General features: G+C 61.9%; 22 protein-coding genes, 1 tRNA gene and 1 pseudogene. 12 read left to right on the top strand and 12 right to left on the bottom strand.

From position 1 onward, the window contains the following. Positions 1–13: 13 nt before the first annotated feature. The 5 genes from msbA to O5O48_RS00745 all read left to right on the top strand — a co-directional run bounded on the left by msbA (position 14) and on the right by O5O48_RS00745 (position 8670). Positions 14–1801 carry a lipid A export permease/ATP-binding protein MsbA gene (msbA, locus tag O5O48_RS00765; protein ID WP_269687855.1) on the top strand — a complete coding sequence of 596 codons (1788 nt, stop codon included), beginning with the start codon at positions 14–16 and terminating at the stop codon, positions 1799–1801. A 48-nt stretch (positions 1802–1849) separates the two neighbouring features. Continuing rightward, the gene (gene hldE / locus O5O48_RS00760) at positions 1850–3280 is read left to right on the top strand and encodes a bifunctional D-glycero-beta-D-manno-heptose-7-phosphate kinase/D-glycero-beta-D-manno-heptose 1-phosphate adenylyltransferase HldE (RefSeq protein ID WP_269687854.1); all 1431 of its coding nucleotides are present in this window, start codon (positions 1850–1852) and stop codon (positions 3278–3280) included. Between the two features lie 281 nt (positions 3281–3561). Then, complete coding sequence (imuA, locus tag O5O48_RS00755; RefSeq protein ID WP_269687853.1) at positions 3562–4173, top strand: translesion DNA synthesis-associated protein ImuA; 612 nt, start codon at positions 3562–3564, stop codon at positions 4171–4173. A gap of 7 nt (positions 4174–4180) precedes the next feature. Then, positions 4181–5590, top strand: a complete 1410-nt coding sequence (locus tag O5O48_RS00750; RefSeq protein ID WP_269687852.1) for a Y-family DNA polymerase — start codon at positions 4181–4183, stop codon at positions 5588–5590. After that, complete coding sequence (locus O5O48_RS00745; RefSeq protein WP_269687851.1) at positions 5566–8670, top strand: error-prone DNA polymerase; 3105 nt, start codon at positions 5566–5568, stop codon at positions 8668–8670. Before O5O48_RS00750 ends, O5O48_RS00745 begins: the two co-directional genes overlap by 25 nt. Here O5O48_RS00745 and O5O48_RS00740 read toward each other — a convergent pair. The 6 genes from O5O48_RS00740 to O5O48_RS00715 all read right to left on the bottom strand — a co-directional run bounded on the left by O5O48_RS00740 (position 8661) and on the right by O5O48_RS00715 (position 15427). Next, positions 8661–9719, bottom strand: a complete 1059-nt coding sequence (locus tag O5O48_RS00740) for an enoyl-CoA hydratase/isomerase family protein (protein ID WP_269687850.1) — start codon at positions 9717–9719, stop codon at positions 8661–8663. The genes O5O48_RS00745 and O5O48_RS00740 overlap by 10 nt on opposite strands. A 200-nt stretch (positions 9720–9919) precedes the next feature. Further along, positions 9920–9996 (bottom strand) — tRNA-Met (locus O5O48_RS00735). Between the two features lie 77 nt (positions 9997–10073). Then, positions 10074–10943, bottom strand: coding sequence for an MBL fold metallo-hydrolase (locus tag O5O48_RS00730; protein ID WP_228245881.1), 870 nt, complete (start codon positions 10941–10943; stop codon positions 10074–10076). A gap of 68 nt (positions 10944–11011) precedes the next feature. Beyond that, positions 11012–12250, bottom strand: a complete 1239-nt coding sequence (locus O5O48_RS00725; protein ID WP_269687849.1) for an OprD family porin — start codon at positions 12248–12250, stop codon at positions 11012–11014. 26 nt (positions 12251–12276) lie between these two features. Beyond that, on the bottom strand, positions 12277–13653 hold the full coding sequence (locus O5O48_RS00720; protein ID WP_269687848.1) for a solute carrier family 23 protein: 1377 nt from the start codon (positions 13651–13653) through the stop codon (positions 12277–12279). 154 nt (positions 13654–13807) lie between these two features. Beyond that, positions 13808–15427: an acyl-CoA synthetase gene (locus tag O5O48_RS00715; protein ID WP_269687847.1), complete on the bottom strand. Its 1620-nt coding sequence runs from the start codon at positions 15425–15427 to the stop codon at positions 13808–13810. A 178-nt stretch (positions 15428–15605) separates the two neighbouring features. Between O5O48_RS00715 and O5O48_RS00710 the strand changes: the two genes are divergently transcribed. The 4 genes from O5O48_RS00710 to dinB all read left to right on the top strand — a co-directional run bounded on the left by O5O48_RS00710 (position 15606) and on the right by dinB (position 20118). Beyond that, positions 15606–17042, top strand: coding sequence for a sensor histidine kinase (locus tag O5O48_RS00710; protein ID WP_434006949.1), 1437 nt, complete (start codon positions 15606–15608; stop codon positions 17040–17042). Positions 17043–17050: 8 nt separating this feature from the next. Next, positions 17051–17707, top strand: coding sequence for a response regulator transcription factor (locus tag O5O48_RS00705; protein ID WP_269687846.1), 657 nt, complete (start codon positions 17051–17053; stop codon positions 17705–17707). Between the two features lie 128 nt (positions 17708–17835). Beyond that, entirely contained in the window at positions 17836–19017 is a 1182-nt protein-coding gene (locus O5O48_RS00700; protein WP_269687845.1) for a GGDEF domain-containing protein, read from the top strand. 42 nt (positions 19018–19059) lie between these two features. Further along, the gene (gene dinB, locus O5O48_RS00695) at positions 19060–20118 is read left to right on the top strand and encodes a DNA polymerase IV (protein ID WP_269687844.1); all 1059 of its coding nucleotides are present in this window, start codon (positions 19060–19062) and stop codon (positions 20116–20118) included. Here dinB and O5O48_RS00690 read toward each other — a convergent pair. After that, complete coding sequence (locus tag O5O48_RS00690; RefSeq protein WP_269687843.1) at positions 20115–20552, bottom strand: hypothetical protein; 438 nt, start codon at positions 20550–20552, stop codon at positions 20115–20117. The two genes, dinB and O5O48_RS00690, sit on opposite strands and share 4 nt — an antisense overlap. Before the next feature lie 142 nt (positions 20553–20694). On the opposite strand from O5O48_RS00690, the gene O5O48_RS00685 reads away from it, so the two are divergent. Then, positions 20695–21477, top strand: coding sequence for an SDR family oxidoreductase (locus tag O5O48_RS00685; RefSeq protein WP_088275669.1), 783 nt, complete (start codon positions 20695–20697; stop codon positions 21475–21477). Positions 21478–21612: 135 nt separating this feature from the next. On the opposite strand, the gene O5O48_RS00680 is transcribed toward O5O48_RS00685, so the two are convergent. Together O5O48_RS00680 and O5O48_RS00675 are read right to left on the bottom strand one after the other, a co-directional pair. Beyond that, positions 21613–22053, bottom strand: coding sequence for a DUF2489 domain-containing protein (locus O5O48_RS00680; RefSeq protein WP_269687842.1), 441 nt, complete (start codon positions 22051–22053; stop codon positions 21613–21615). A 5-nt stretch (positions 22054–22058) separates the two neighbouring features. Then, positions 22059–22529: an LEA type 2 family protein gene (locus tag O5O48_RS00675; protein ID WP_269687841.1), complete on the bottom strand. Its 471-nt coding sequence runs from the start codon at positions 22527–22529 to the stop codon at positions 22059–22061. 96 nt (positions 22530–22625) lie between these two features. On the opposite strand from O5O48_RS00675, the gene O5O48_RS00670 reads away from it, so the two are divergent. After that, positions 22626–23201: a hypothetical protein gene (locus O5O48_RS00670; protein WP_269687840.1), complete on the top strand. Its 576-nt coding sequence runs from the start codon at positions 22626–22628 to the stop codon at positions 23199–23201. A gap of 195 nt (positions 23202–23396) precedes the next feature. Continuing rightward, the gene (gene tssI / locus O5O48_RS00665) at positions 23397–25433 is read left to right on the top strand and encodes a type VI secretion system Vgr family protein (RefSeq protein WP_269687839.1); all 2037 of its coding nucleotides are present in this window, start codon (positions 23397–23399) and stop codon (positions 25431–25433) included. Between the two features lie 37 nt (positions 25434–25470). Here tssI and O5O48_RS00660 read toward each other — a convergent pair whose 3' ends face one another. From O5O48_RS00660 to O5O48_RS00650, 3 genes and pseudogenes are all read right to left on the bottom strand, one after another. Further along, on the bottom strand, positions 25471–25875 hold the full coding sequence (locus O5O48_RS00660) for a YchJ family protein (protein WP_269688737.1): 405 nt from the start codon (positions 25873–25875) through the stop codon (positions 25471–25473). A 21-nt stretch (positions 25876–25896) separates the two neighbouring features. Next, positions 25897–25950 (bottom strand): annotated as a pseudogene (locus O5O48_RS00655) (hypothetical protein); the annotation flags it as partial. A gap of 4 nt (positions 25951–25954) precedes the next feature. Then, on the bottom strand, positions 25955–26440 hold the full coding sequence (locus tag O5O48_RS00650; RefSeq protein ID WP_233049199.1) for a DUF6231 family protein: 486 nt from the start codon (positions 26438–26440) through the stop codon (positions 25955–25957). Positions 26441–26554 lie beyond the last annotated feature (114 nt).

Below are 26554 nucleotides of genomic sequence, written 5' to 3'. Positions count from 1 at the left end.
CCTCGGGATGTACATGGCCAACTCTCCCTCTGAAAGCTTCATGCGTTCCAGTGTGCGTATCTACGCGCGCCTGCTCGGCTACGTAAAACCCTACTGGAAGGCCTTTGCCCTGAGCATCATCGGCTTCGCGATCTTCGCGTCAGCCCAGCCGGCGATGGCCTGGATGCTGAAGTATTTTGTTGACGGGCTGCAGAGCGGCGAGAACGCCATGTTTCTTGGCGTACCGCTGATCTGGGGCTTTCCGGCCTTTATTATTGCCATCGCGTTTTACCAGGGTGTGGGTTCGTATCTGGGTAATTACTTTATTGCCAAGGTATCGCTGGGCGTGGTGCACGATCTGCGTACCGCGCTGTTCAACAATCTTCTGACCCTGCCAAACCGTTATTTCGACAAGCACAATTCTGGGCACCTGGTTTCGCGAATTACCTTCAATGTCACCATGGTCACGGGCGCGGCTACTGACGCAATCAAGGTGGTGTTTCGCGAAGGCATGACAGTGGCGTTTCTGTTTGCCTATCTGCTGTGGATGAACTGGATGCTGACGCTGGTGCTGATTGCGATTCTGCCGGTTATCGGCCTGATGGTGACCAGCGCGAGCAAGAAGTTTCGCAAGCAGAGCAAAAAGATTCAGACCGCGATGGGTGATGTAACCCATGTGACCTCCGAGACCATTTCCGGTTTCCGGGTGGTGCGCAGTTTCGGTGGCGAGCGCTATGAGTCTGACCGCTTCCTCAGGGCCAGTACGGAGAACCGTCAGCGCGGGCTGAAGATGGTGCGCACTGGCGCGGTCTTTACGCCGTCCCTGCAGTTGGTGACTTACAGTGCGATGGCCATCGTGATGTTCCTCGTGCTGTTTCTGCGTGGTGATGCAACGGCTGGTGATCTGGTGGCCTACATCACGGCAGCTGGCCTGCTGCCAAAGCCGATCCGCCAGCTATCGGAGGTCAGCGCCAATATCCAGAAAGGGATTGCCGCTGCCGAGAGCGTGTTCGAACAGTTGGACGAAGAGCCGGAAGTGGATACGGGGCATCAGGATATTGGCCGTGCGCAGGGCCGCATTGAGGTGCGTAACCTGTCATTCAGTTACCCCGATACCGACAAGCAGGTGCTCAAGGATATCAGCTTCAGTGTCGAACCCGGCCAGATGGTCGCGCTGGTTGGCCGCTCGGGCAGCGGCAAGTCGACTCTGGCGAATCTGATTCCGCGGTTCTATCACCATAGCGAAGGTGACATTCTGCTTGATGGCGTGCCGATCCAGGCGTTGACGCTGCGCAGTCTGCGCCGTCAGGTCGCGCTGGTCAGCCAGAATGTGACCCTCTTTAACGATACGGTTGCCAACAACATTGCCTATGGTGATCTGGCGGGTGCGCCGCGTGAGGATGTAATTGCTGCGGCTGAGGCGGCCTATGCCAAGGAGTTTATCGAGCTGATGCCGCAAGGTTTCGATACTCTGGTAGGTGAGAACGGGGTGCTGTTGTCGGGTGGCCAGCGTCAGCGTCTGGCGATTGCCCGCGCGCTGCTCAAGGACGCGCCTTTGCTGATTCTCGATGAGGCGACCTCAGCGCTGGACACCGAGTCGGAGCGTCATATCCAGGCTGCGCTGGATCGGGTGATGCAGGGGCGTACTACGCTGGTTATTGCCCATCGCCTGTCCACCATCGAAAAGGCTGACGTGATCATGGTGATGGATCAGGGCCAGATCGTTGAGCGAGGCACGCACGCGGAGCTGCTGGCGCTCAATGGCTATTACGCCCGACTGCACAGCATGCAGTTCGAGGAAGAGAGCGACGTACAACATTAATATCACCATGCGCATGGGTGCGTGGTGCTGAAACAGGTAACCGAGACAATGAAACTGAGCATGCCCCGATTCGATTCCGCGCCGGTTCTGGTGGTGGGGGACGTGATGCTGGATCGTTACTGGCATGGGCCGACCAATCGTATTTCGCCAGAAGCACCGGTGCCGGTGGTCAAGGTCGATCAGATCGAGGATCGCCCTGGTGGGGCGGGTAACGTCGCGCTGAATATTGCAGCGCTCGGCGCTCCGGCCTGGCTGGTGGGCGTTACCGGAAAGGATGAGGCGGCACACAGCCTTCAGCAACGGCTGAATGCTGCCGGCGTCTACTGTGATTTTCAGCAGCACGAGGCGCTGCCGACCATCACCAAGCTGCGGGTCATGAGCCGCCACCAGCAACTGATTCGGCTTGATTTTGAAGAGCGCTTTGACACCGACGCCGATGCGTTGCTGGCCTCGGTTCGCGGTCTGCTGGACAAGGTCAAGGTGATGATCCTGTCGGACTACGGCAAGGGCGCGCTGGTCAATCATCAGGCGCTGATTGCTGCAGCCCGCGAGCGCGGTATTCCGGTGCTAGCTGACCCCAAGGGCAGTGATTTCTCCATTTACCGTGGCGCCAGCCTGATTACCCCGAATCTGTCCGAGTTTGAAGCGGTGGTCGGTCACTGCGCGAGTGAGCAGGAGCTGGTCGACAAGGGCCTGGCGCTGATTGAGGAGCTGGACCTGGGCGCGTTGCTGGTCACCCGCAGCGAACAGGGCATGACGCTGCTGCGCAAGGGTGAGGGTGCATTGCACCTGCCCGCGCGGGCGCGTGAAGTGTTTGATGTGACCGGCGCGGGCGATACCGTGATCTCTACCCTGGCGGCGGCGCTGGCGGCGGGCGAGGATCTGCCCCTGGCCGTCGCACTGGCCAACCTGGCGGCAGGTATTGTGGTCGGCAAGCTTGGCACGGCGGCGATCAGTGCGCCGGAGCTGCGTCGTGCCGTGCAGCAGGCGCAGGGCAGCGGTCGCGGAGTGCTGGGTGTCGAGCAATTGCTGCAGGCATTGGATGATGCCCGTGCCCACGGCGAGAAGGTGGTCTTTACCAATGGCTGCTTCGACATTATCCACGCCGGTCACGTTGGCTATCTGGAAGAGGCGCGCGCGCTGGGCGACCGGCTGATTGTGGCGATCAATGATGATGCCTCGGTGACACGCCTCAAGGGGCCGGGCCGGCCGATCAACAGTGTCGAGCGCCGCATGACTGTGTTGGCGGGGCTTGGGGCGGTCGATTGGGTCATCAGTTTCAGCGAAGACACCCCTGAGCGGCTGCTTGAGCAGGTCAAGCCGGATGTGCTGGTCAAGGGTGGAGATTACAGCGTTGATCAGGTCGTTGGTGCGCCGATCGTGCAGGCCTACGGCGGTGAGGTAAAGGTGCTCAACTTTGTTGAAAGCTGTTCGACCACAGCCATTGTTGAAAAGATTCGCGAGCGTGACGACGGCTGATTAGCCCGGGTTAGCGCAGCAGCCGGGTTCTGCCTCAGAGGCTGTTTGTGCTGCTTGCCTTGCTCCACCCGGAGCGGGTTCATCAGGGCGCCCTGCGCTCTGCTTCTCTTGTGCCCTGACGGTGGCTTTCCACGCCATTGTCAGGGTGTCTGTTCTGAATGTCTTCCCTGACTTTTCTGCGCTGCCTCAAGCGCCGTTTGTCGTGCCTGCGTGTTTGCAATTGACCACCGCCATGCGAATAAATATGCTGTACGCATATACAGTATATTTCTGAGGTTTCCATGGGCGCAGTGGTCGCACTTGATCGGTTGCTGGAAACGCGCCGTGTCTGGCGCGGACGACAGCAGGGTGAGCCGCTTGCCGGGCAGCCAACCGGGCACGCGCAACTGGATGCGCTATTGCCCGGTGGTGGCTGGCAACTGGCCGCGCTGAACGAGATTTTGCTGGGCGCTCCCGGCAGTGGCGAGTTGCAGCTGCTGTGGCCACTGCTGGCGCGGCTGACCCAGGCCGGTGAACGGGTGGTGCTGGTCGGTGCGCCGGCAATTCCCTTTGCCCCGGCCTGGCAGGCTGCGGGTGTAGTGCTGGCGCAGGTATCGCTGCTGCAGGTCAGTGGTGCCGAGCGGCTCTGGGCGGCGGAGCAGTGCCTGCGCTCGGGGAGTTGTGGTGCGGTGCTGTGCTGGCCGGAGCAGGCCGATGACCGGGCGCTGCGACGGCTGCAGGTGGCGGCTGACAGCGGCCAGACGCTGGCCTTTGTGTTGCGCCATCGTCGTGCTGCCGATAACCCCTCACCGGCAGCGCTGCGTCTGCTGCTGGATAACCAGCCTCGGCAGTGGCGGGTTCTCAAGTGCCGCGGTGGCGTGCCTCCGGCACGGCCAGTCCCGGTAGCATTCTGAGGTCATCATGCGCTGGCTTTGCATTCTCTTTCCCCAGCTGGCTCTGGATGCGGTGTTGCGCAGTCGGGAGGACGCCAACGCGCCATTGGTTCTGCTCAGCGGGCCGCCGCAGCGACGGGTATTGCAGGCAGTTAACGAGTCGGCCCGTGCCCAAGGGCTGCGATCAGGACAAAGCCTGACCCACGCGCGCATGTTGCTGGAGCGCTTTGATACGGTTGAGCACGACCCGGCACAGACCGAGCATTGGCAGCAGTTTCTGGCCAGTTGGGCGTACGGCTTCAGTGGTCATGTGAGTCTGGATTTCCCCCGCACCCTGTTGCTGGAGGTGGCCTCCAGTTTGCGTCTGTTCGGTCCCTGGCCTGAACTTGAGCAGCGTCTGCGCGCCGAGCTGCAGGCGCTGGGCTTTCAGCATCGGCTGGTGCTGGCGCCCAACCCGTTGGCGGCCCGGGTGCTGACCAACGTGGCAGACGGACTGGCGGTAGACGAGCAGGCGCTGCAAGCCGAGCTTCAGCGTCTGCCGGTGGCGCGCAGCGGCCTGCCGGGCGAGCTGGTTGAGAGCCTGCAGCGCATGGGCTTGCGTCGCCTGCAGCAGGTGCTGGAATTGCCTCGTGACGGGCTAGCCAGGCGTTTTCCTCCCGGACTGCTGAGCTATCTGGATCAGCTTCAGGGGCATCACCCGCTGGCGCTCAGTTGCTACCAGCCGCCGGATCGGTTTCGTCAGCGCATCGAATTCAACTTTGACGTTGAGTCGAGCACCTCGCTGCTGTTCCCGCTGCGGCGCCTGATCAGTGATCTGGCGACCTTTCTGGCCGGGCGGGACTGTGGCGTGCAGCGCTTTGTGCTGCTGCTGGAGCACCGCCGCCAGCCGGCCAGTGAGGTGTCGGTCGGTTTGTTGGGCGCAGAGCGTGATGGCGAGCGGCTGTTTGAACTGGCGCGGGGGCGGCTGGAGCGGTTGGAGCTGGCCGCGCCGGTACAGGCGTTGACCCTGCTCGCCGAAGATCTGCCGCGCTTTGTACCGGCCGCAGCAGAGCTGTTCAGCAGTCGGCCGCAGCAGTCGCAGAGCTGGCTGCAGGTCTGTGAACGGCTGCGCTCACGCCTGGGCGACAGGGTCGTTCAGCCGCTGGCCGCGGTGGATGAGCACCGGCCCGAGCGCAGCTGGCTGGCGCAGGAGCGGGGCGACGCCGCTGCGCGACCGCCCGGGCCGCGGCCGGGCTGGCTGCTGGCCGAGCCGGAGTTGCTCAATGACCTGTTTCCGCGGGTGCTGGCCGGGCCGGAGCGGATCGAATCCGGCTGGTGGGATGGCGAGGACGTGCGGCGTGACTACTACCTGATCGAAACCCGCGACGGACGCCGGGCCTGGGCCTTTCATGCCGCCGGACGCCCCGGACCATTGTGGGTGCACGGATGGTTCGCATGAATGTGGGTTATGCCGAGCTGCATTGTCTCTCCAACTTCAGTTTTCAGCGCGGGGCGTCAAGCGCGCAGGAGCTGTTTGCCCGCGCCAGGCAGCATGGCTACGACGCCCTGGCGATTACGGACGAGGCCAGCCTGGCCGGCATAGTGCGTGCCTGGCAGGCAGCGCAGGAGTCCGGTATGAAGTTGATCGTCGGTAGCGAGGTTCAGCTTGAGGATGGCCCCAAGCTGGTGTTGCTGGTCGAGAACCTGACCGGCTACCAGAGCCTGTGCCGGCTGCTGACCCTTGCCCGCCGTCGTGCCGGAAAGGGTCAGTACTGTTTGCGGCTTGAGGACCTGACTGACGCGCTGGACGGCTTGCTGGGCCTGTGGCTGCCGCGCCACGGCCAGGATGAGGAGCACGGCCGGCAGCTGCAGCCGCTGCTGCCGGGGCGTCTGTGGCTGGCAGTCGAACTGCACCGCGGGCCGGATGATGCGCGCAAGCTGGATCAATTGCAGGGGCTGGCCGCGCGGCTTGGTCTGCCCTGTGTCGCCAGCGGTGACGTACACATGCATGTGCGCGGGCGGCGGGCGCTGCAGGATACCCTGACCGCGCTGCGCCACCACTGTACGGTGATGGAGGCGGGCAGTCGGCTGTTTGCCAATGGCGAGCGCCACTTGCGCAGTTTATCGGCGCTGGCCGCGATCTACCCGCCGGCGCTGCTGGCCGAAAGCCGCCGTATTGCCGCACGCTGTCAGTTCGACATGGGTGAGCTGCGCTACCAGTATCCGCGTGAGCTGGTGCCTGATGGGCATACCCCGTCCAGCTGGTTGCGTGAACTGACTTGGCGCGGTGCGGCCTGGCGTTGGCCAAACGGGGTCAGCGACAAGGTACGTTCGCAGCTGGAGTATGAATTGGAGCTGATCGCGGAGAAGGCCTACGACAGCTACTTTCTTACCGTGCAGGACATCGTTGCCTTCGCCCGCGAGCAGCAGATTCTCTGTCAGGGCCGCGGCTCGGCCGCCAATTCGGCGGTGTGTTTTGCGCTGGGGATTACCGAGATCGACCCGGATCGCAGCAATCTGCTGTTCGAGCGCTTTATCTCCCGCGAGCGCGATGAGCCGCCGGATATCGATGTGGATTTTGAGCACGAGCGGCGCGAAGAGGTCATTCAATACATCTTCCGCCGTTACGGTCGTGAGCGGGCGGCACTGACCGCTGTGGTTACCCGTTATCTGTCGGCGGGCGCGGTACGTGATGTAGCGCGGGCAATGGGTCTGGCGCAGGAGCAGGTCGATCAACTTGGGCGTTGCTGCAGCCGCTGGAGCAAGCAATTGCCCAGCGCCGAGCGGCTGGCCGAGGCCGGGTTTGATGTGAACAATCCCTGGCTGCACCGGGTGCTGACGCTGGCGGGCGAGCTGATCGGCTTCCCGCGGCACCTGTCGCAGCATCCGGGCGGTTTTGTCATATCGGACGCGCCGCTCGATACTCTGGTGCCGGTCGAGAATGCCAGCATGGCCGAGCGCACGGTAATCCAGTGGGACAAGGATGACCTGGACGCGGTCGGCATGCTCAAGGTGGATGTACTGGCGCTGGGGATGCTCAGTGCGCTGCGTCGCACCTTTGATCTGTTGCGGCGCCACCGTGGCCGCGATCTGACGCTGGCGAGCATCCCAGCCGATGACGCGCCGACCTACGAGATGATCAGCCGCGCCGATACCGTCGGCGTGTTTCAGATCGAGTCACGGGCGCAGATGGCGATGCTGCCGCGGCTGCGCCCGCGCTGTTTCTATGATCTGGTGATTCAGGTGTCGATTGTGCGGCCCGGACCGATTCAGGGCGACATGGTGCATCCGTTTCTGCGCCGCCGTAACGGCGAGGAAGCCGTCGACTATCCCTCACCGGAATTGCGCCAGGTATTCGAACGTACACTCGGCGTGCCGCTGTTTCAGGAGCAGGTAATGGCGCTGGCAATTGTGGCCGCCGGCTACACGCCGGGCGAGGCGGATGAACTGCGTCGCTCGATGGCCGCTTGGAAGCGTCATGGTGGGCTGGAGCATCACCGCCAGCGATTGACCGCAGGCATGCTGGCGCGCGGTTACAGTCAAGCCTTTGCCGAGCGTATTTTTGAGCAGATCAAGGGGTTTGGCAGCTACGGCTTTCCCGAATCCCATGCCGCCAGTTTTGCGTTGTTGAGCTATGCCAGCAGTTGGCTGAAATGCCACGAGCCGGCGGCCTTTGCCTGCGCCTTGATCAACAGCTGGCCGATGGGGTTTTACAGTCCTGACCAGTTGCTGCAGGACGCACGCCGTCACCGGATCGAGATCCGGCCGGTGGATGTGCGCTGCAGCGATTGGGACTGTTCACTGGAAGCGGTCGAGCGGGAGGGCGCGCAACCGGCCATTCGCCTTGGGCTGCGGCAGGTGAAAGGTCTGAACCGTGACGATGCTGAGCGATTGCTGCAGGCGCGCGCGCAACGGGCTTTTGTCGATGTGGCGGATCTGGTCCAGCGCGGTGGTATAAGCAGCCGTGGCCGCGCGCAACTGGCCGATGCTGGCGCGCTGCGCGGGCTGGCGGGCAATCGTTTTCGTGCGCGCTGGGCGGTGGCGGGAGTCGAGCCGCAGCTGCCGTTGCTGCAGGCGCAGCACGATCAGGTTGAAAGCCCTGCGCTGATTCCGCAGCCTTCGGTGGTTGAGAATATGGAGGCCGATTACGCCAGTCTCGGCACCAGCATGGGGCCGCATCCGCTGGGGCTGCTGCGCGAACAGCTGCGTGAGCTGGGTTGCCGCAGCTCGCGTGAGCTGCTGGCCCTGGCGCCGGATCAGCCGGTGCGGGTGGCCGGTCTGGTTATCGGTCGCCAGCGCCCGCAGACCGCCACCGGGGTGACCTTTGTCACCCTGGAAGACGAGTTCGGCATGATCAATGTGATCGTCTGGAGCGATCTGGCCGAGCGCCAGCGCTCGGTGCTGCGTGGCTCAAGACTGCTGGAAGTGCGCGGGCAGTTCGAGGCGCGCGACGGGGTGCGCCATGTGATCGCCCGGCAGCTGCACGACCAGACCGGGCTATTGCACAAGCTCGATGTGCGCAGCCGGGATTACCGCTGAAAACCGTCGAAGAAGGCCTCGACCATTGCCGCATCAAGCTGGTCGATATGCGCCGGCTGCCAGCGTGGCTGTTTGTCCTTGTCGACGATCAGCGCGCGCACGCCTTCCATGATGTTGCCTTTCTCGAACCACTGGCGACCGATGTGCAGTTCCATGGCAAAGCAGTCGGCCAGCGCCAGCGTGCGACCGCGCAGCAGCATGGCCTGGGTGACGGCCATTGCCAGCGGCGAGCGGTTGTCGATGATCTCGAGAGTGCGCTGGGCCCAGTCGCGGTACTCGGGGCGCTGCTCGCTGGCCAGTGACGCGCGGATCGCAGCGATGTCGGGTTGCGCAAAGTGCAGATCGATGGCCGGTTGCAGCGCCTTCAGTTCGGACGCGGGCAGCTCGGCGTTCGCCAGTGCGGCGACCTGATCACGCAGGCTGCCGTCCGCCGGGTTGAAGCTGTCGATCAGGGCTTCCAGCTCGCCCAGCCTGGCGCTATCGATGCACAGATCGCCAAGGCCGGCAAAGAGGGCGTCACTGCTGCCAACGTGATTGCCGGTGATACCCAGATACAGACCGATCTGCCCCGGCAGGCGCGACAGGAAATAACTGCCGCCTACATCGGGGAAGTAGCCGATCGCGGTTTCCGGCATGCCGAGCCGCGAGCGTTCGGTCAGCAGGCGGATGCTCGCCCCCTGCGCCAGTCCCATACCGCCGCCCAGTACAAAGCCATCCATCAACGCCAGGATCGGCTTGGGGTAGGCATGAATGTAGGCATCAAGGTCATATTCCTCAGTGAAGAAGGTTTCCGGCTCGTGGTGGCGGCCGGCCAGATAGTTGTCGTACATATAACGGATGTCGCCACCAGCGCAGAAAGCCCGCTCGCCGGTGCCGCGCAGCACAACAGCCTCAATCTGTGCGTCGCTTTCCCAGTGCTCCAGCTGGCGGTGCAGCACACGAACCATCTCCAGGTTGAGCGCATTGAGCCCGGCCGGGCGATTGAGGGTGAGCTGGCCGATATGGCCGCGGCGTTCGATCAATACCAGTTGTGTGGCTGTCTCCGACATGAACATCTCCATCAGGCCGTCCTCGGGACGACAGAAGCGGGTCGCACGGCAGGCAGGCGTGCGCGTGCGGCGTTAGGGCGTGTCGCAGTATAGGGGAGTGGTCGGGGGAGAAAAATGCGCGAGAGGCATAGCCTGAAAGCATGAATATCAGGCAATAAAAAAACCGCTGATCGGCGTTAACCAATCAGCGGTTTTGAACCTGGTTGCGGGGGCAGGATTTGAACCTACGACCTTCGGGTTATGAGCCCGACGAGCTACCAGACTGCTCCACCCCGCGTCAGAGGTCGCCATTCTACTGTTTTAAGAATGGCTGTCAAGCGATTGAACGAAAAAGAATTTTTTATTTTCGTCGAATCAGTTTGCAAGACCCTTCACCCGCGGCTGCGGGTTGCTGACGGTATAGCGTCCGTTGTCGGCATCGCGGCTGACATAGGCCATGGCGACGTCCGGATCATGGGTGAAAACCAGCCTGCCGTTGACCGCGATCAGACTGTCGAGTAGCGCTTCCTTTTCCTCGATCAGGGTTTCCGGAAAGCGGTCGTAGCCCATGGTGATCGGCAGGTGCACCCAGGGGGCGCCGGGGATCAGGTCGCCCGGAAATACGACCGGACCGTCGGGCATGTCGATGATCGGGATCATCAGACCGGGAGTGTGGCCGTCACTGAAGCGCAGGCGCCAGTCCGGGCCAAGGGCTTTCGATTTCTTGCCGTCTTCAACCAGCTCCAGACGGCCGCTGTTTTCCAGCAGGCTCAGCAACTCGGGAATGAATGAGGCCTGATCGCGCGGGTGCGGGCGACGTGCCCGTTGCCAGTGGCGCTGGCCGGTGACGAAGGTCGCGTTGGGGAACAGCAACTGCGCTGGCTGACCTTCCTGCCAGGCACTGAGCAGGCCGCCGGCATGGTCGAAGTGCAGGTGGGTGAGTACCACCACGTCGATATCGGCGTCGGTCAGGCCAATCTCGGCCAGGCTGTCGAGCAGTACGTGGCGGTCTTCAACCACCCCGTAGCGGGATTTCAGGTTGGGCGCAAAAAAGGCGCCAATGCCGGTTTCGACCAGAATGTTTCGGCCCTCTTCCTGCACCAGCATGGCCCGGCAGCTCAACGCGATCCGATTCTGGTCATCGGTTTCGACCCAGCGGGACCAGAGGGCCTTGGGCGCGTTGCCGAACATGGCGCCGCCATCCAGGCGTTGACTGTTGCCTTCCAGTGTCGTGATTGTGCGCATGGCTGATCAATCCTGTGTTGGGTGTTTATGCAAAAAGGCGGCGCAGTGGCCGCCTATTTTGAAAAGGATCAAAGGCTGAAGGTGTAGCCGATGATCACGCGGTTTTCGTCAATGTCGCTGCCGAAGGTGCTGCGATAGGTCGCGTTGCGCCAGTGCAGCGAGAGGTTCTGCAGCGGACCGTTCTGCACGGTATACATCAGATCGCTGTTGCGTTCCCACTCGCGGCCGCGACTATTCGCCAGCTCGATATTGCTACCGTGGGTATAGCGATTCATCAGCTTGAGGCCGGGCAGGCCGAGATCGGCAAAGCTGTAGTCGTGGCGCACTTGCCAGCTGCGCTCATCGCGGTTGGCAAAGTCGTTGATCTGTACCAGGTGGGTCAGGAAGGGATCGGTCCCGTTCAGATAGGCAAAACCGGTTTCGCCCTCCATCTGCTGATAGCTGCCGGTGAACTTGTGCATGCCGGCCTGCCACGACAGGGTGGCGCTGCTCATGCGGTTGTCGATGTTGCTGCGGCCGGCGTCGCTGCTGTCGGCATGACGCAGGTTCAGCGCCAGTGTGCCGTTGCCGAGCGGCTGGCTGTGGTTGAACACCAGATAGTGCTGACGGTAGATCGACTGCAGCTCGCCGTAGTGGTAGCTGAGCTTGCTCGCGTCGCTGATAGCCCAGGTGGCGCCGGCAAAGTCAAAGGCATCGCTGTCCTGTTTGCCGGAAACTATTACGTTGCGTGCTCCGCCCTGCACCGGGCGCATGTCCTGGTAATCGGAGGAATCACGCAGGTTGATCGCGTCGAAGCGGCCCAGCTCCAGTTGCAGACTGTCGCTGCCCTGAGCCTGCAGCCAGCCGCCGCGAAAGCTCTGCGGCAGCAGGCGGCTGTCGTTATGCATGGCGACCGGCAGGGTCGGAATCAGAGTGCCGAGGCGCAGAACGTGTTCATCCAGCCTGAGTTTGGCGGTCAGCCCCAGCTCGCTGTATTCGTCCATCGCGCGGTTTTCACTGGTATCGCGCTTGAGAATACCGGTGCCGGTGCGATCCGGGCTGGAGTCCAGCTTGATGCCCAGCAGGCCGATGGCGTCCAGACCGAAGCCCAGACGACCTTCGGTGTAACCGGACTGCCAATAGGCGCGCACGCCCTGGGCCCATTCATCGGCCTTGCTCTGGGCTGCATCGCTCTGGCGAAAGTCGCGGTTGAAGTAGAAATTGCGCAGCTCGATGCGGCTCTGGGCGTCATCAACAAAGGCAGCGCTGGCCGGAGCCGCCATCAGGGCGGCAAGGGCGGTCAGCATAAAGGTTTGGGTCTTTTTCATTGTTTGATGTCTCTTGTTTTTATTGGTCAGTCAGCGTTTTCGGCGTCGGTTTTCTGCTCAGGATGGGCGCTGCGGAAGCTCAAGAGGTGGGTGCGCTCAATCAGCAGATACAGCACCGCGCCGGTGGCCAGGCCCCAGCCTGCGCCGTAGACGGCCAGCACCACACCCATGGTGCCGGCGACGCCGCGCTCGGCGTTGTTGCTCAGCTGTTCGAAACCGACCATCAGGCAGATGTAACCGGTCAGCACCAGCGTCAGCGACAGCGCAATCGGCAGCACTGGCTGGAAGAAGCTCACCAGTGGCAGCATGAACAGGGCGATAAAGCCGGTGATCCAGAAGGTGCCTGCGCCGCTGTAGATCGAATCCATTGCCTTGCGGCCGTACTTGTAGCGTTCGGCCATGGTGGCGGCGACGGCGGTCCAGATCGGGCCTGCCAGACCGGGGTAGGGGGCAAAGAAGGCGTGCAGCGCGTTGCGGATGGCGGTGACCAGATGCACGCGGTCGACGTTGTTCTCGATCACTTCGTCGGGACGCAGCTCATCGGCACGCTGCATCAGCGATTGGCCGACGATGATGTCGCCAAAGGCGATGATGTAGGCAATCACGGCAGTTGGTACCGCGAGCATGAAGACCTTGGCGTCGGGGATGCCGACGGTGAACGGCAGGTAGTTCCACATTTCGCCGAAGGCCGGTGCGGTGATGCCCCAGCGCACGTCGGGCATCTTGTATTCGCCAACGCCGATGCCGACTACGATGGCGATCAGCATGCCCGGCACCATGCCGTAGTTGACGATCTTGCGCATCAGCGGCAGGCGGTCGGTCAGGCCCTTGAACGATGCAGAAAACATCAGATACAGGCAGATCAGGGTGCCCAGGGTCAGCGAGATCGGGGTGTTGGCCAGGCGCCCGCCAGCGGAAATCTCACCCATCAGCGCAGCGATACCGGCGCCGATGATGATGCCGCCCTTCATCGAGTTGGGCACGATGCGCACCATGGCGCTGCCCAGACGGGTAATGCCGAGGACGAAGAAGATCAGGCAGACCAGCAGTTGCAAGGCAAACAACGCCTGAATGGCCTGTGGGCCCGGCTCGAAGTCACCGAGAAACAGCAGTACGACCGGAATGGCCGGGGTAATCCAGCCCGGCACCATGGGCACACCAAGCAGGGCCGGCAGCATGAAACCGACACCGCAGACCACGACGTAGGCCAGAGCCACGTCGTAGGGCAGACCGAGGTATTTTTCCAGCAGGGGAATCATGCCGAGGCTGACCACAAACATGATCAACGCCTGCAGCATCTCGGCTGTTTCCCACCGGTAGTGCACAAACGGCAGTCGAATCTTGAACGGGCCGCAGGCCCAGAAAGGTTGTTCAGCGCCATCGGCGCGCTTGAAGATTTGCATGAGTAGCTCCGCCAGCCGGGTAGAACCGGGCTGCTTGTTGTTTTTGTGAAACGGCTTTGTTGCTCGCGGGGCTTGCCTGTTATCCGCCCAGGCCTACGCGCACGGAGCGCGGAGGCCTGGGGGGCAGGCGCTTAACCCCGGGTTGTGCTGTTGATCAGAGCGCCTTGGCCCAGTCACGCAGCACGAACTTCTGGATCTTGCCGGTCGAGGTTTTCGGCAACTCGGTGAAGATCACCGTCTTGGGCACCTTGAAGCCGGCCAGGTGCTGGCGGCAGAAGGCGATGATGTCCTCGTGGCTGACATCGTGATCGCGGCGTCGGGTGATGAAGGCGCAGGGCGTTTCGCCCCACTTCTCGTCCGGCCGGGCAACCACGGCTGCTTCCATGACGGCAGGGTGCTTGTAGAGGGTGTCTTCAACTTCGATGGTGGAGATGTTCTCGCCACCGGAGATGATAATGTCCTTCAAACGATCCTTGATCTGCACGTAACCGTTGGGGTGGCAGACGGCCAGATCACCGGTGTGGAACCAGCCGCCGGCAAAGGCCTCGGCAGTCGCTTCCGGGTTTTTCAGGTAGCCCTTCATCACGGTGTTGCCGCGCATGAAGATTTCACCGATGGTCTTGCCATCCTTCGGTACCGGCTTGAGGGTATCCGGGTTGGCAACCATGACGCCTTCGAGTGTGGTGTAGCGCACGCCCTGGTGGGACTTGAGTTCTGCCCGTTCTTCCAGCGTCAGCTCATCCCACTCGCTGTGCCAGGCGCAGACAGTGACAGGGCCGTAGACTTCTGTCAGGCCGTAGGTGTGGGTGATCTGGATACCCATGTTCTCGACCGCACCGATGACCTTGGCTGGCGGCGCTGCACCGGCAACCATGGCCTTGACCGGATGGCTGATGGCCGCCTTGGCCGAATCCGGCATGCTGGCCAGGGCGTTTAGGACAATCGGTGCACCGCACAGGTGGGTGACCTGATGCTCGTGGATCAGATGCAGAATCTTTTGCGGATCGACCCGACGCAGGAATACATGCACGCCGGCCATTGCGGTGATAGTCCAGGGGTAGCACCAGCCGTTGCAGTGGAACATCGGCAGGGTCCACAGATAGACAGGGTGCATGCCGATGCACCAGGTTACCTGGTTGCCCAGGGCGTTCAGGTAGGCGCCGCGGTGATGGTACACAACACCTTTCGGGTTGCCGGTGGTGCCGGAGGTGTAGTTCAGGGTAATGGCCTGCCATTCGTCCTCGGGCCAGTGCCATTCGAACTCGGGATCGCCCTCGGCGAGGAAGGCTTCGTAATCGAGATCGCTCAGGGCTTCACCTTCGCCGTACTCCGGGTCATCCACGTCGATCACCAGAATCGGCCGTTTGATCAGTTCCAGAGCCTGACGAATGACCGTGTGGAACTCGCGGTCGGTAATCAGTACACGGGCTTCGCCATGCTCAAGCATGAAGGCGATGGCTTCGGCGTCCAGACGTACGTTGAGGGTGTTGAGCACCGCGCCGATCATGGGTACACCAAAGTGGGCTTCCAGCATGGCCGGAATATTCGGCAACATGGCGGCAACGGTATCGCCCTGGCGAATACCCCGACCGTACAGGGCAGACGCCAGACGGCGGCAACGCTGATAGGTTTCCTGCCAGTTACGGCGCAGACTGCCGTGGATGACGGCCGGGTAGTTCGGGTAGACCGCAGCGGTGCGTTCAATGAACGACAGCGGTGAGAGAGCCATATGGTTGACGGCAGCGGGAGCCAGACCTTCCTGATAGATCGTCATGACGAAAACCTTCTTGTAGTTATCGATGGTGCCTTGGGCAGAGCAGGGCACCTCGGAATATTCATCTGGCCGGCCTGGGCGTAGCCGGCGTATTCTCATCAGGGCGTTTTATATAGCCTTTTACGGAATTATGGAACATCCACCAAGGTATTATGGTGAATATACTATATGGTGATGCATGACTGATCTGCTTCCCACATTGCACGAGCTGCTGCAGTCTGACCCGCTGCCCATGATGCTGGTCAACGCGGTGGGCGAGCCGATGTTTCGCAATACCGCCCTGCTGCAGCTGCAGGCCGATAACGCGGAGCTGTCTGCCTGGCTGCCGCACAATCATGCCGAGCTGGTGATGGCAGCTGCCCGGCAGCAGCGGGCGATCGAGGATGTGCATACCCGCTGCGGTAATCGCCATCTGCTCTGGAGCTATATCCCGCTGGCGCAGACCGCACAGGTTTGGGTGCGCGGGCGTGATGCGACACGCTGGCTGCAGCATCAGCAGGAGGCGACGGTTGCCCGGCGGCTGTATCACCTGATCATCGAGAACACCACTGATCTGATCTCGCGCCACCGCCCTGATGGCCGGTTTATCGATGCATCCCCAGCGTCCTGGAACATGCTCGGCGTTTGGCCTGAGCAGTTGCGGGGCGAGCGCCTCGACAGCCTGTTTCATCCGCAGGAGCGCGAAGCGCTGATAACGCGTTTTCGCAGTGCGCTCGAGCAGGATGGTTACCTGACCTACAGCTACCGTATTCGTCATGCCAGTGGGGAATACCGCTGGTTTGAAACAGCCAGCCGCGCGATTCGCGAGACCTACACCGGTGAAGTTGTGGAAGTCATCAGCGTGTCTCGCGACATCACCGAGCGCCTGCAGAGCGAGGAGCACAACCGCCGGCTGCAGGATGAACTGGCCCATGCAGCGCGACTGGCAACGCTGGGTGAGCTGGCCTCCGGCATCGCCCATGAACTGAACCAGCCGCTCGCCGCCATCCTCAACTATGCCGGAGCCAGTCAGCGCTATCTGAGTCAGCTTGGCAGTGACGAGCCAGAAGCTGAACGCGTTGAGCATGGGCTGGCGCGCATCAGTGAGCAGGCCGAGCATGCGGCGGCGGTGATTCGCCGCTTGCGCGGTTTTCTGCGCAAGGGCTCACGGCGATTGCAGCAGGTGGACGCTGCGGTGCTGGCGCATGAAGCGGTGGGGCTTTGCGCCTGGAAGGCGTCGCAGCACCAGGTGCAGATCGTTGAGAAAGCCGCGCCTGGTCTGCCCCTGCTGAGGGTCGACCCGATCCTCCTGCAGCAGGTGTTGCTGAACCTGTTGCGCAATGCGATCGATGCCAACCGCGAGCAACATCCGCAGCACGGCTCACAGGTGCAGCTGAATATTGAGGAGCGGGACGGGCAGGTGTGTATCGAGGTGATTGATCAGGGCGCTGGTGTCAGTGCTGAGGCCCGTGAGCAGCTGTTTGTTCCGTTCTATACCAGCAAGGTTGATGGTCTGGGCTTGGGGCTGTCGATGAGTCAGGGTATTGTAGAGGGCTTTGGCGGCAGCCTCGACGCGCTGCCCGCCGATACCGGTGGCCTGTGCCTGCGATGCCTGCTGCCGGCCGTTTCCACTTAGGGGCTGCAATGCCGGAACACACACAACAACAACTGGTTTATGTCGTAGACGACGATCAGGGCATGCTGGACTCCACCGTCTGGCTGTTTGAATCGATGGGGCTCAAGGCGCTGCCATTTACCAATGGTCAGACGTTTCTTGATGCCTGCGATCCCGCCGCAGCGGCCTGTGTCCTGCTTGATGTGCGTATGCCCGGGATGGGTGGGCTGGCCGTTCAGGACGCCATGCGCGAGCGTGGGATAGGTCTGCCGGTGATCTTTGTCAGCGCCCATGCCGATGTGCCGATTGTGGTGCGCGCCTTCCGCGGTGGTGCTGTCGACTTTATCGAGAAGCCCTACAACGAGCAGTTGCTGCTGGACAGTGTTCAGCGGGCGCTAAACCAGGGGCCAGTCCACCCCGCGTCCTGTGCTCAGGAAGTGCAGCACCGATTGGCGCGCCTGACCCCGCGGGAGCGGGATATAGTGCTACCGTTGGTGCAGGGTTTCAGTAACCGCGAGATTGCCGAGCAACTGGGTGTGAGCGTCAAAACGGTTGACCTGTACCGTTCGCGGGTGATGAAGCGCATGCAGGCCGACAGCCTGCCGGCGCTGGTTGGAATGCTGGTTGGGTTGGGAGTTATTGATCCGTTTACTCTGCAGCCACTTCGGGATTTGCGGGTGTCATGATGCCCAGGGATAGGGTTTAGCTATCAAGGAACGTGACAGTTAGAAAAATGGCGTCATAATGACATCACTGGTTGAGATGAACTGGTCGTGCTTTTGCGGCGGGCAGAATAATAAGAAGGATCTCACGGGTGCATACTGTTACGACCAATTACCGCTTGAGCAACTGGCGCGGCGAATTTGTTGACGCGGCGACCGAACAGGCTTTTCGCAAGCACAGTGAAGCAGACGCGTCCCGCTCCCTGCGGCGTGCATTGCTTGTGTGGGCCGCTCTGGTCGTGTCTTTTGGGCCGCTGGATTATCCGGTTCTAGGGCACGGCTACGATTTTCAGTTGCTGTTCGGCTGGCGCCTGGCAACGGCCGCGGTGCTCTTGCTGCTCTACTGGCAGGTGCGACGCAAGCCGTCACTGGTCAGCGATGGCTATGCTGTCACTGCCGTCGAGATTTTCGGCAGTGTCTTGTTCTTCATGCTCTACTTTCTGCGTCACGATATGGTCAGCTGGGTGATCGGCGTAACTGCCATCTCGCTGCTGGCGTTGTTCATGTTTGTCCCCAATCGGGTTTATCTCTCACTGCTGACTGCCGCCTTTATGAGCATCGGCATGATGATTTGCGTGGCTGTGCGGGGTATGGGGATCGAAAATGTGGTGGGCCTTGGGTTCATTCTGGCCCTGCCTACCGCTGTTGGGTTTTTCACCGCGCTGCGCTGGCAGCTGTCCCAGCGACGTCAGTATGCGCTGCTGATGCAAGTGGTAAGCAGCAATCGAGACCTGCAGGATGAGATCAAGCGGCGCGAAGCGCTGGAGGCCGAGCTTAAGCGCCAGGCCACCACCGACCCGCTGACCGGGCTGTTCAATCGGCGGCAGTACGAGATGCTGTTTCAGCGTGAGCGGGAACGCTGTAACCGACTGCACCAGCAGATGAGTCTGTGCATCATGGATCTGGACCATTTCAAGCGCATCAACGACGAGCATGGCCACGATGTGGGCGATGCGGTATTGCGCCATGTGGCGCAACAGCTCAGTTGCTCGCTGCGTCACTCTGATGTGGTGGGGCGCTTTGGTGGGGAGGAGTTTGTGCTGGTGCTGCCTGATACCGGCCTGGAGCAGGCGGTGGCGGTACTCAATCGCCTGCGCGAGGACCTGGCCGCTACGCCGGTGCCGGTAAATGGTCAGTTGCTGCGGGTCAGTGCGACTTTCGGGGTGACCGAGGTGCAGGAAGGGGATGCCGAGCTGGAGGATATCCTCAAGCGCGCGGACCGCGCCCTGTATGAAGGCAAGGGCGCAGGCCGCAATCGGGTAATGACTGCCTGATCGGTTACACTGACCGCCTTACTTTCCGCTCGCCGGTTCGGGTTGTCCGTGCGCAAAATCATTCACGTTGACTGCGACTGCTTCTACGCCGCCATTGAGATGCGCGACGACCCGCGCCTGCGCGGCCGTCCGCTGGCTGTGGGCGGCGATCCGGGCAAGCGCGGTGTGATTGCTACCTGCAACTACGAGGCGCGGGCCTACGGTGTGCGCTCGGCTATGGCGTCTGCCTATGCCAAGAAGCTCTGTCCGGAGCTACTGATCGTGCCGGGCCGCATGTCGGTCTACCGCGAGGTATCGCAGGCCATTCAGGCCATCTTTGCCGATTACACGCCGTTGATTCAGCCGCTGTCGTTGGACGAGGCCTATCTGGATGTGACCGACAGCCCAGCCTGCCGCGGTAGCGCAACGCTGATAGCCAGGGAGATTCGCCAGCGGGTGCGCGATACCCAGGGCATCACGGTTTCTGCCGGGGTCGCGCCGAACAAGTTTCTCGCCAAGATCGCCAGTGACTGGAACAAGCCGGACGGACTGAAAGTGATTCTGCCGGATCAGGTCGAGGACTTTCTGCGCGACCTGCCGGTGTCACGTCTGCATGGCGTCGGCCGCAAGACCGCCGAGCGGCTGCAGCGCCTTGGCGTTGATGTGTGCAGTGAACTGCTGCCGTGGCGCAAGCAGGATCTGGCTCGCGAGTTCGGCAGTTTCGGTGAACGGCTATGGGAGCTGGCGCGGGGTATCGACGAGCGCCCGGTAGTGGTTGAAAGCCGCCGTCAGTCGGTCAGCGTCGAGAATACCTACGAGCACGATCTGCCTGATCTGGACGCCTGCCTGGCGGCGTTGCCGCCGCTGCTGGACAAGCTGGCCGAGCGCATCGGCCGGCTGGAGGGCAGTTACCGGGTCAGCAAGCCGTTCATCAAACTCAAGTTTCACGACTTCACCCAGACCATATTGGAGCAGGCCGGGGCACCGATTACCCCGGCCGGCTACGCCGAGCTCTGCGCTCAGGCGTTTGCCCGTGGCAATTGTGCGGTGCGGCTGATCGGCGTGGGCGTGCGGCTGGACAGCAGTCACGCTCAGCTGGGAGAACAGCTCAAGCTGTTCTAGCGCGCCTCTCTGGCGCACTTGGGGCACAGGTGGTTGTCGCCGCGCGGCTGCCAGCCCAGCTCACTGATACGCGTGACCGCCTTGGCGGTGCGGGCGTTCAGATCGTCCCGGTCGGCAACAAGAAACTCGAACGGTTGCTCGCGGCCGCACTCATCACAGGTAATCGACCAGCCCAGTACACTTTGGCCGCGCAGGTCTGGTCCGCGGGCCGAAGCAGTCCACTGGCCCGGCGGGTTGATCAGATAGCGAATCTTGTCGACCACCAGGCGCATGGGCAGATCGCGACTACCCTTGATCGTGCAGATCAGCTGGTCGCCGGGCTGCACGCCGCCGCCCTGACCGGTGACCTGAAATAGCCCGGCGCTCAGGGTGCGACATTCAATCAGGGTGTGTGACGGATTCAGTGCCGTGCGGCGAAAATCGTGTTCTGCCATGGTAGGGGCTCGCTGGTCGGTGGGGCGCGCATGATAACACCGGAGTGTAGCGGCATATCACCCGCATCACTGATGGTCGGTCCGGGACGGGGCAGTGATTATCATGGCGCGGTCTTTTACGTATTCACAACGAGGAGTTCACATGAGCGTCAAGCAAATGTTCGATCTGAGCGGCAAGGTCGCCCTGATCACCGGTGGTACCAAAGGTCTGGGTCTGCAGATGGCAGAAGCGTTCGGCGAACTGGGTGCCAAGGTGTTCATCAGTGCGCGTAATGCTGCCGAGATTGAAGCCGTCGTCGCTGAACTGAAAAGCCAGGGCGTCGAAGCCGCCGGTATCGCCTGTGATCTGGGCAAACTGGACAGCAACCCGGTCAAGACCCTGGTAGACGCCTGTGAAGCGGCCTTCGGCACCGTTGACGTGCTTGTCAACAATGCGGGCACTACCTGGGGGCAGCCGGCAGAAGAACACAGCTACGAAGGCTGGCAGAAAGTCATGACTCTGAACGTGGACGTCTGCTTCCTGGTGGCTCAGGAAGTGGCGCGCCGTTTCATGATCCCGCGCAAGTCCGGCAAGATCATCAACATTGCCTCCATCGCCGGCTTCAAGGGCAATCGTGCCAACTCCGGCGTATTCACCTCGGCCTACAACACCTCCAAGGCCGCTGCGATCAACCTGACTCGCGCACTGGCTGGCGAGTGGGGTCGTTACAACATCAACGTCAACGCGATCTGCCCGGGCTACTTCCCGACCAAGCTGGCAAAAGGCCTGGACAAGGTCAGCGAGATGATCAAGGAAGGCACGCCACTGGGTCGCATCGGTGGTGATGAGGACATCAAGGGCGCTGCGGTGTTCTTTGCGACTGAAATGTCCCGTCACGTGACCGGTCAGGCACTGGCTGTCGACGGCGGCAATTCGGTCGTCTGAACAGGCGTATTCGCTGACCGGTGCGGACGCGACATGTCGCGTCCCTACGAACGGGTAGGCACCACGACCTTGCGTAGGGACGCAGCATGCTGCGTCCGCGCGCGTTGACACGGCGCATGGCGGGCCCCGTGCAGGTCAGTTGACGCCTTTGCTCAGTGCCCGTGCCGCTGCTTCGACGGCAGGGCGATGGTCGCGTTCCAGCGTGTCCATCAGGCGCAGATGCAGCTTGCGCTCGGCGCGGCTGAGATCCTTCCAGGCCTGATGGGTCGGAATATGTGCGGTCTGCTCGTAGATCAGATCAAAGACGGCCACGTCCAGCCCCTCGCGGCGCTCCCCCTGATAGTTATCCAGCAGCACCTTGATGCGAATGGCGCCTTCAATAGTGGGCACCTGGCCGTCAAGCAGGCTCTGGGCGATGATGCGAATGTCGCCGCTTAGCCGGTCGTTGCGCGCTTCCAGTGCCTTGGCACGGGCTTCGTCATGCTGCCATACCTTGCGCCATAGGGTCCAGGCGTAGGTCGCCAGCGCCAGAATGATGAGAATGCCGGCGGCAATCAGCCAGTAGTGAGTTTGCATGGGTGTCAGAAGCTCAGTTGTGAGGGATCCAGCGTCCCTTCCTCGTGCAGATTGATGCTGGGCGCCAGCAACATGCCGGTGCGGATGTTGCCATCGATACGGTAATCGACCGGTTTCTGTTTATCTACCAGCTTGATCAGGTCGGCGATATGACGCCACAGGTTGGAGCGTACATCCAGCTCGAAATAGGAGGAGCCGTAAGCCGGCACGTCAAAGCGGTTGTTGCTGACCCCGGTGGCCAGTTTCATGTTGTTGAGATAGACCTGATAGTGCATGCCGCGAATCGGCAGTACCCGGTCGTTGGGGTTGTCGACCCGCAGCTTGAGGCGAAAAGATTGCTCCCAGAGATTGGACTTGAGCATCTCGACATTCGCCAGACTGACCTCCGGCTTGGTGTAGGACGGGCTGAATACGGCACAGCCATGCAGCAGCATGCAGCCAATCAGCGTCATGATCCCCAGCAACCGCGCTCTCATCGCGTCCCCTCTCCCCGTGCAGGCTGCTTTGTGTATGGAGTTGTTGCGCAGCCTGGACCATACTTTAACCCTGTTTTGCGTACAGGGAGTGACAAGATGACGCGTTTCGAGGTGGTTTTTCAAGGCCAGGTGCAACAAGGCGCCGCGCCTGAGCAGGTACGGGCCAATGTAGGCAAGCTGTTTCAGGTCTCCGGAGCCCAGCTGGATACGCTGTTTTCCGGTCGTCGCATCGTGATCAAACAGGGGCTTGATCAGGTTGCCGCCGAGAAATACCGCATTGCGCTCGAGCGTGCTGGCGCTCAGTGCAGTATCGTGGCAATGGACGTGGCAATGGATGAGCCGACATCCGTAGCTCCGTCCGCTTCGGAATCTTCAGCGCCCTCTGAGCCAGCCAAGCCTGTGTCGCAGCCGGTTGAGGCTGAACCGGAGCGGTCCTCGCGCGTCGTGCCTCGAGACGAATACATGGCCGCGTTCAGTGATGTGGAGGCTCCTGACTTCGGTATCGCGCCGTTGGGTGCCGATCTGCAGGACGAGTACAACCCGCATACGGCGCTGCCTATCGATCTGTCGGCACTGACCCTGGCGCCGGTTGGCAGTGACATGGGCGAGATCAAGCGCGACGATGCAGTGCAGGTTCCCAATGTGGATCATCTCAAGCTCGTTGATGACTGATGAGTCTCTGCCGGGCCGGTCTGCTCACGGCCTGGCTTCGGCGCATTTGGCCCGCTGTTTTGTTTGCAAAATGTCGACTCCTTCGATTTCCCGGGTTTATACACCTGCTCTGCCACTTTTCTGTCCTTAAGCTGTGCATCAGCGCCGTCGGCAAAAGTCGTCGGCGCGGCATGGATCGCACAGCAAGGAACACGGATGTTCTCTCCAGCAAACGAAGCCCATTTTGCGTTGCATATCGACGCTGTCGAGCATGATTTCAGCGTGCTTGAGTTCACTGGTGTGGAGCGGCTTAATCAGCCGTATGCCATCGAGCTGACGCTGGTCAGCGAGCGCGCCGATATCGACCCCGCGAGCCTGCTGCATCTGCCGGCCTGGCTGGAAATCAGCCCCGGTGGTGGGTTGCACGGCTTTATTACCCGGTTTACCCAAGGCGAGTCTGGCCGCCGGCTGACCCGTTACCAACTGAGGCTGAGTCCTCAGCTCGGTTACCTTGAATACCGAACCAACCAGCGCATCTTTCAACATCAGTCAGTTGAGCAGATCATCAGCTGCGTGCTGCGGGAAAATGCCATCCACAGCGATGCCTGGCGCTTCAGTCTTAGTGCCGACCTCGGCGAGCGACGCTACTGCACCCAGTACGACGAAACCGATCTGCACTTTATTCAGCGCTTGTGTGAGGAAGAGGGGCTGCATTTTCACTTTGAGCACAGTCGGCAGGGTCATGTGCTGGTGTTCGGTGATGATCAGACCAGCTTTCCTCAACTGGAGTCGATCGGCTTCAGCCAGGGCTCCGGTATGGTCGCCGACCAGCCAGTGGTAAAACGCTTCAGTCTGACTGCTGCCACTCGGCCCGACCGGGTCAGTCGTCGGGACTACAACTTTGAAACGCCGCATCTGCTGCTGGAAACAGGTGCACGACTGGAGAGCGCCCCAGCCCAGCCCGCGCTGGAAGATTATGACTATCCCGGTGGCTTCAGCGATCGTGGCCGCGGCAGGCAGCTCAGCCAGATTCAATTGGAGCGCCACCGCAGCCATCAGTTGGAGGCGCGCGGTGAAGGCGATCGGCCCGACCTGCGCAGTGGACACTTTCTGCCGCTGACAGGGCATCTACGCGACGACTGGAACGATCTCTGGTTGCTCACGGAAGTGCATCACCATGGCAAGCAGCCGCAGGCGCTGGAAGAGTCGATCAGCAGTGACACAAGCGCCGTCGACGGATTTGTTCAAGGCTATCGCAACCGCTTTGTGGCCACCCCGTGGCAGGCGATCTGGCGGCCGCCACTGGAGCATCCCAAGCCGCGCATCGCCGGCAGCCAGAGCGCGGTGGTGACCGGCCCCGCTGGTGAAGAGATTCACTGCGACCAGCATGGCCGGGTCAAGGTCCAGTTCCACTGGGACCGCGAAGCGCAGGCCGACGAGCACACCAGCTGCTGGCTGCGTGTGGCGTCCGGCTGGGCCGGAGATCGTTACGGCGCCATCGCCATTCCGCGCATCGGCATGGAGGTGCTGGTCAGCTTCCTTGAGGGTGACCCTGATCAGCCGCTGATTACCGGTTGCCTGTATCACGCCGAACACGTACCTCCGGTCGAGCTGCCCGCGCACAAGACGCGCAGCTCTTTCAAAACGCTCAGCTCACCGGGTGGTGAGGGCTACAACGAGCTGCGCATTGAAGATCGCAAGGGGGCCGAACAGGTCTACATCCACGCCCAGCGTGACTGGGATCAGCGCATTGAACATGATCAGCGGCTGCATGTGGGCAACGAGCGCCACGAACATACCGCAGCCAATCATTACAGCGAGCACCTCGCCGAGCTGCATCGCACCGTCCACGGCGACCGTCTGACGGAACTCAAATCCAGCGATCATCTCAGCATCGCCGGCAATCAACATTGCCGTATCGGTCAATCCCTGCTGGCCGACGTCGGGCGGGAAATTCACCTGGCCAGCGGCCGCAAGATTGTTATCGAAGCGGGCATGGAGTTGACCATCAAGGCCGGTGGCAGCTTTATCAAGCTCGACCCCAGCGGCGTCACCATCAGCGGCCCGACGGTGCGAATCAACTCGGGTGGCAAGCCGGGGCAGGGTACGGGTGCTTCTCCGCGCTTGCCTGGCGATACAGCGCCCGCCGATCGCAGTCAGGCAGGCAGTTTACTGGTGCCGGCGCAGCGCCAGGCGCTAATGCTTGGAAAGCCACTGTGCGCTATCTGTGAGGAGCCTGGTTCCGACGCCTGAAGTGCTTGGGAGTGGACGCTTCGGTGGGCTGTGGGGCTTACCGCGCGCAGCACTGCTTGAACTTGCGCCCCGACCCGCACGGGCAGGGGTCGTTGCGTCCTGCCTTGATCGGATGATTGGGGTCGAGGAAGTACCAGCGACCCTGAGTCAGGCGGAAGTCGGAGCATTCGCGGTGGGTCTGGGCGCTGCCGTCCGGGTCTTGCCAGCGGGCGACAAAGGTCACCTGTGCGCTGGTTGCGCCCGGCAGTTCAGTGGCTGTTTCGACCGTCAGCCCGAGCCAGCGGCTCTGCTCGCTCCATTGGCGCATTGCCTCGACATCCAGCTGCGCCTGCTGGGCGGGAATGGTGGTAGCGATCAGGTAATCGATCAGACCGAGGGTATAGGCGCAGTAGCGCGAGCGCATCAGGCGCTCGGCGCTCGGGGCAGCCTTGCCCTGATGCAGCGGCTGGCAGCAGTCGCCATAACGTTGACCGCTGCCGCAGGGGCAGGGCGCAGCGGCGGTGAGGGTTGGAGTCATCGCGTTACCACCAGTATTTGTCGAACATCTCCGGGTTGGCCCAGTACTTGGAGTTCAACCAGTCCGGTACGCTCTTGTACTCGGCCAGATCGTAGGCATAGAGCGTCAGGCTCTGGCCATCCTGGCTGAAACGCGCGTGACGCTGCAGGGCGAGGGCGTAGAAGTCATTCTCCTGCCAGTCGTCAATGCGTTCCATGTCGACCAGCACCGCAATCCGGCTGGCAGAGAGGTTGCGCAGGCCGGCGAGCAGTTCGGTAGCGGTGCGTTTGTCGAGGTGCTCGAGCTGATCGGCGACAATGGCCAGGTCGTAGCGTTGATTGCGCAGGTCGTCGCTCAGCGGGACGTCATCTGTGCTGCTGACCCGACAATCCGGGTGTTCCTGCAACCAGGCCTTTACGGCCGGGATCTCGCTGCGGCTGACGCAGAGCAGGCTCGCGGGGCGATAGTGCTGGAGGATGCCCAGCAGGGATGACGTTGGCGTGGCGCTCATCGGAAGACTCGACTGTGAACGGATTCAGCGCAGCAGGGTAGGTGCTGGCCGGTGTTGATGCAAGCACCGGCGGTCCAGCTCGGCGGCGTTGAATGGTATGATCGCCGGCTGATC

The organism is Halopseudomonas sp. MFKK-1 (genome assembly GCF_027474385.1).
Classification (GTDB): domain Bacteria; phylum Pseudomonadota; class Gammaproteobacteria; order Pseudomonadales; family Pseudomonadaceae; genus Halopseudomonas; species Halopseudomonas aestusnigri.
This window is presented reverse-complemented; position numbering and strand designations above follow the sequence as displayed.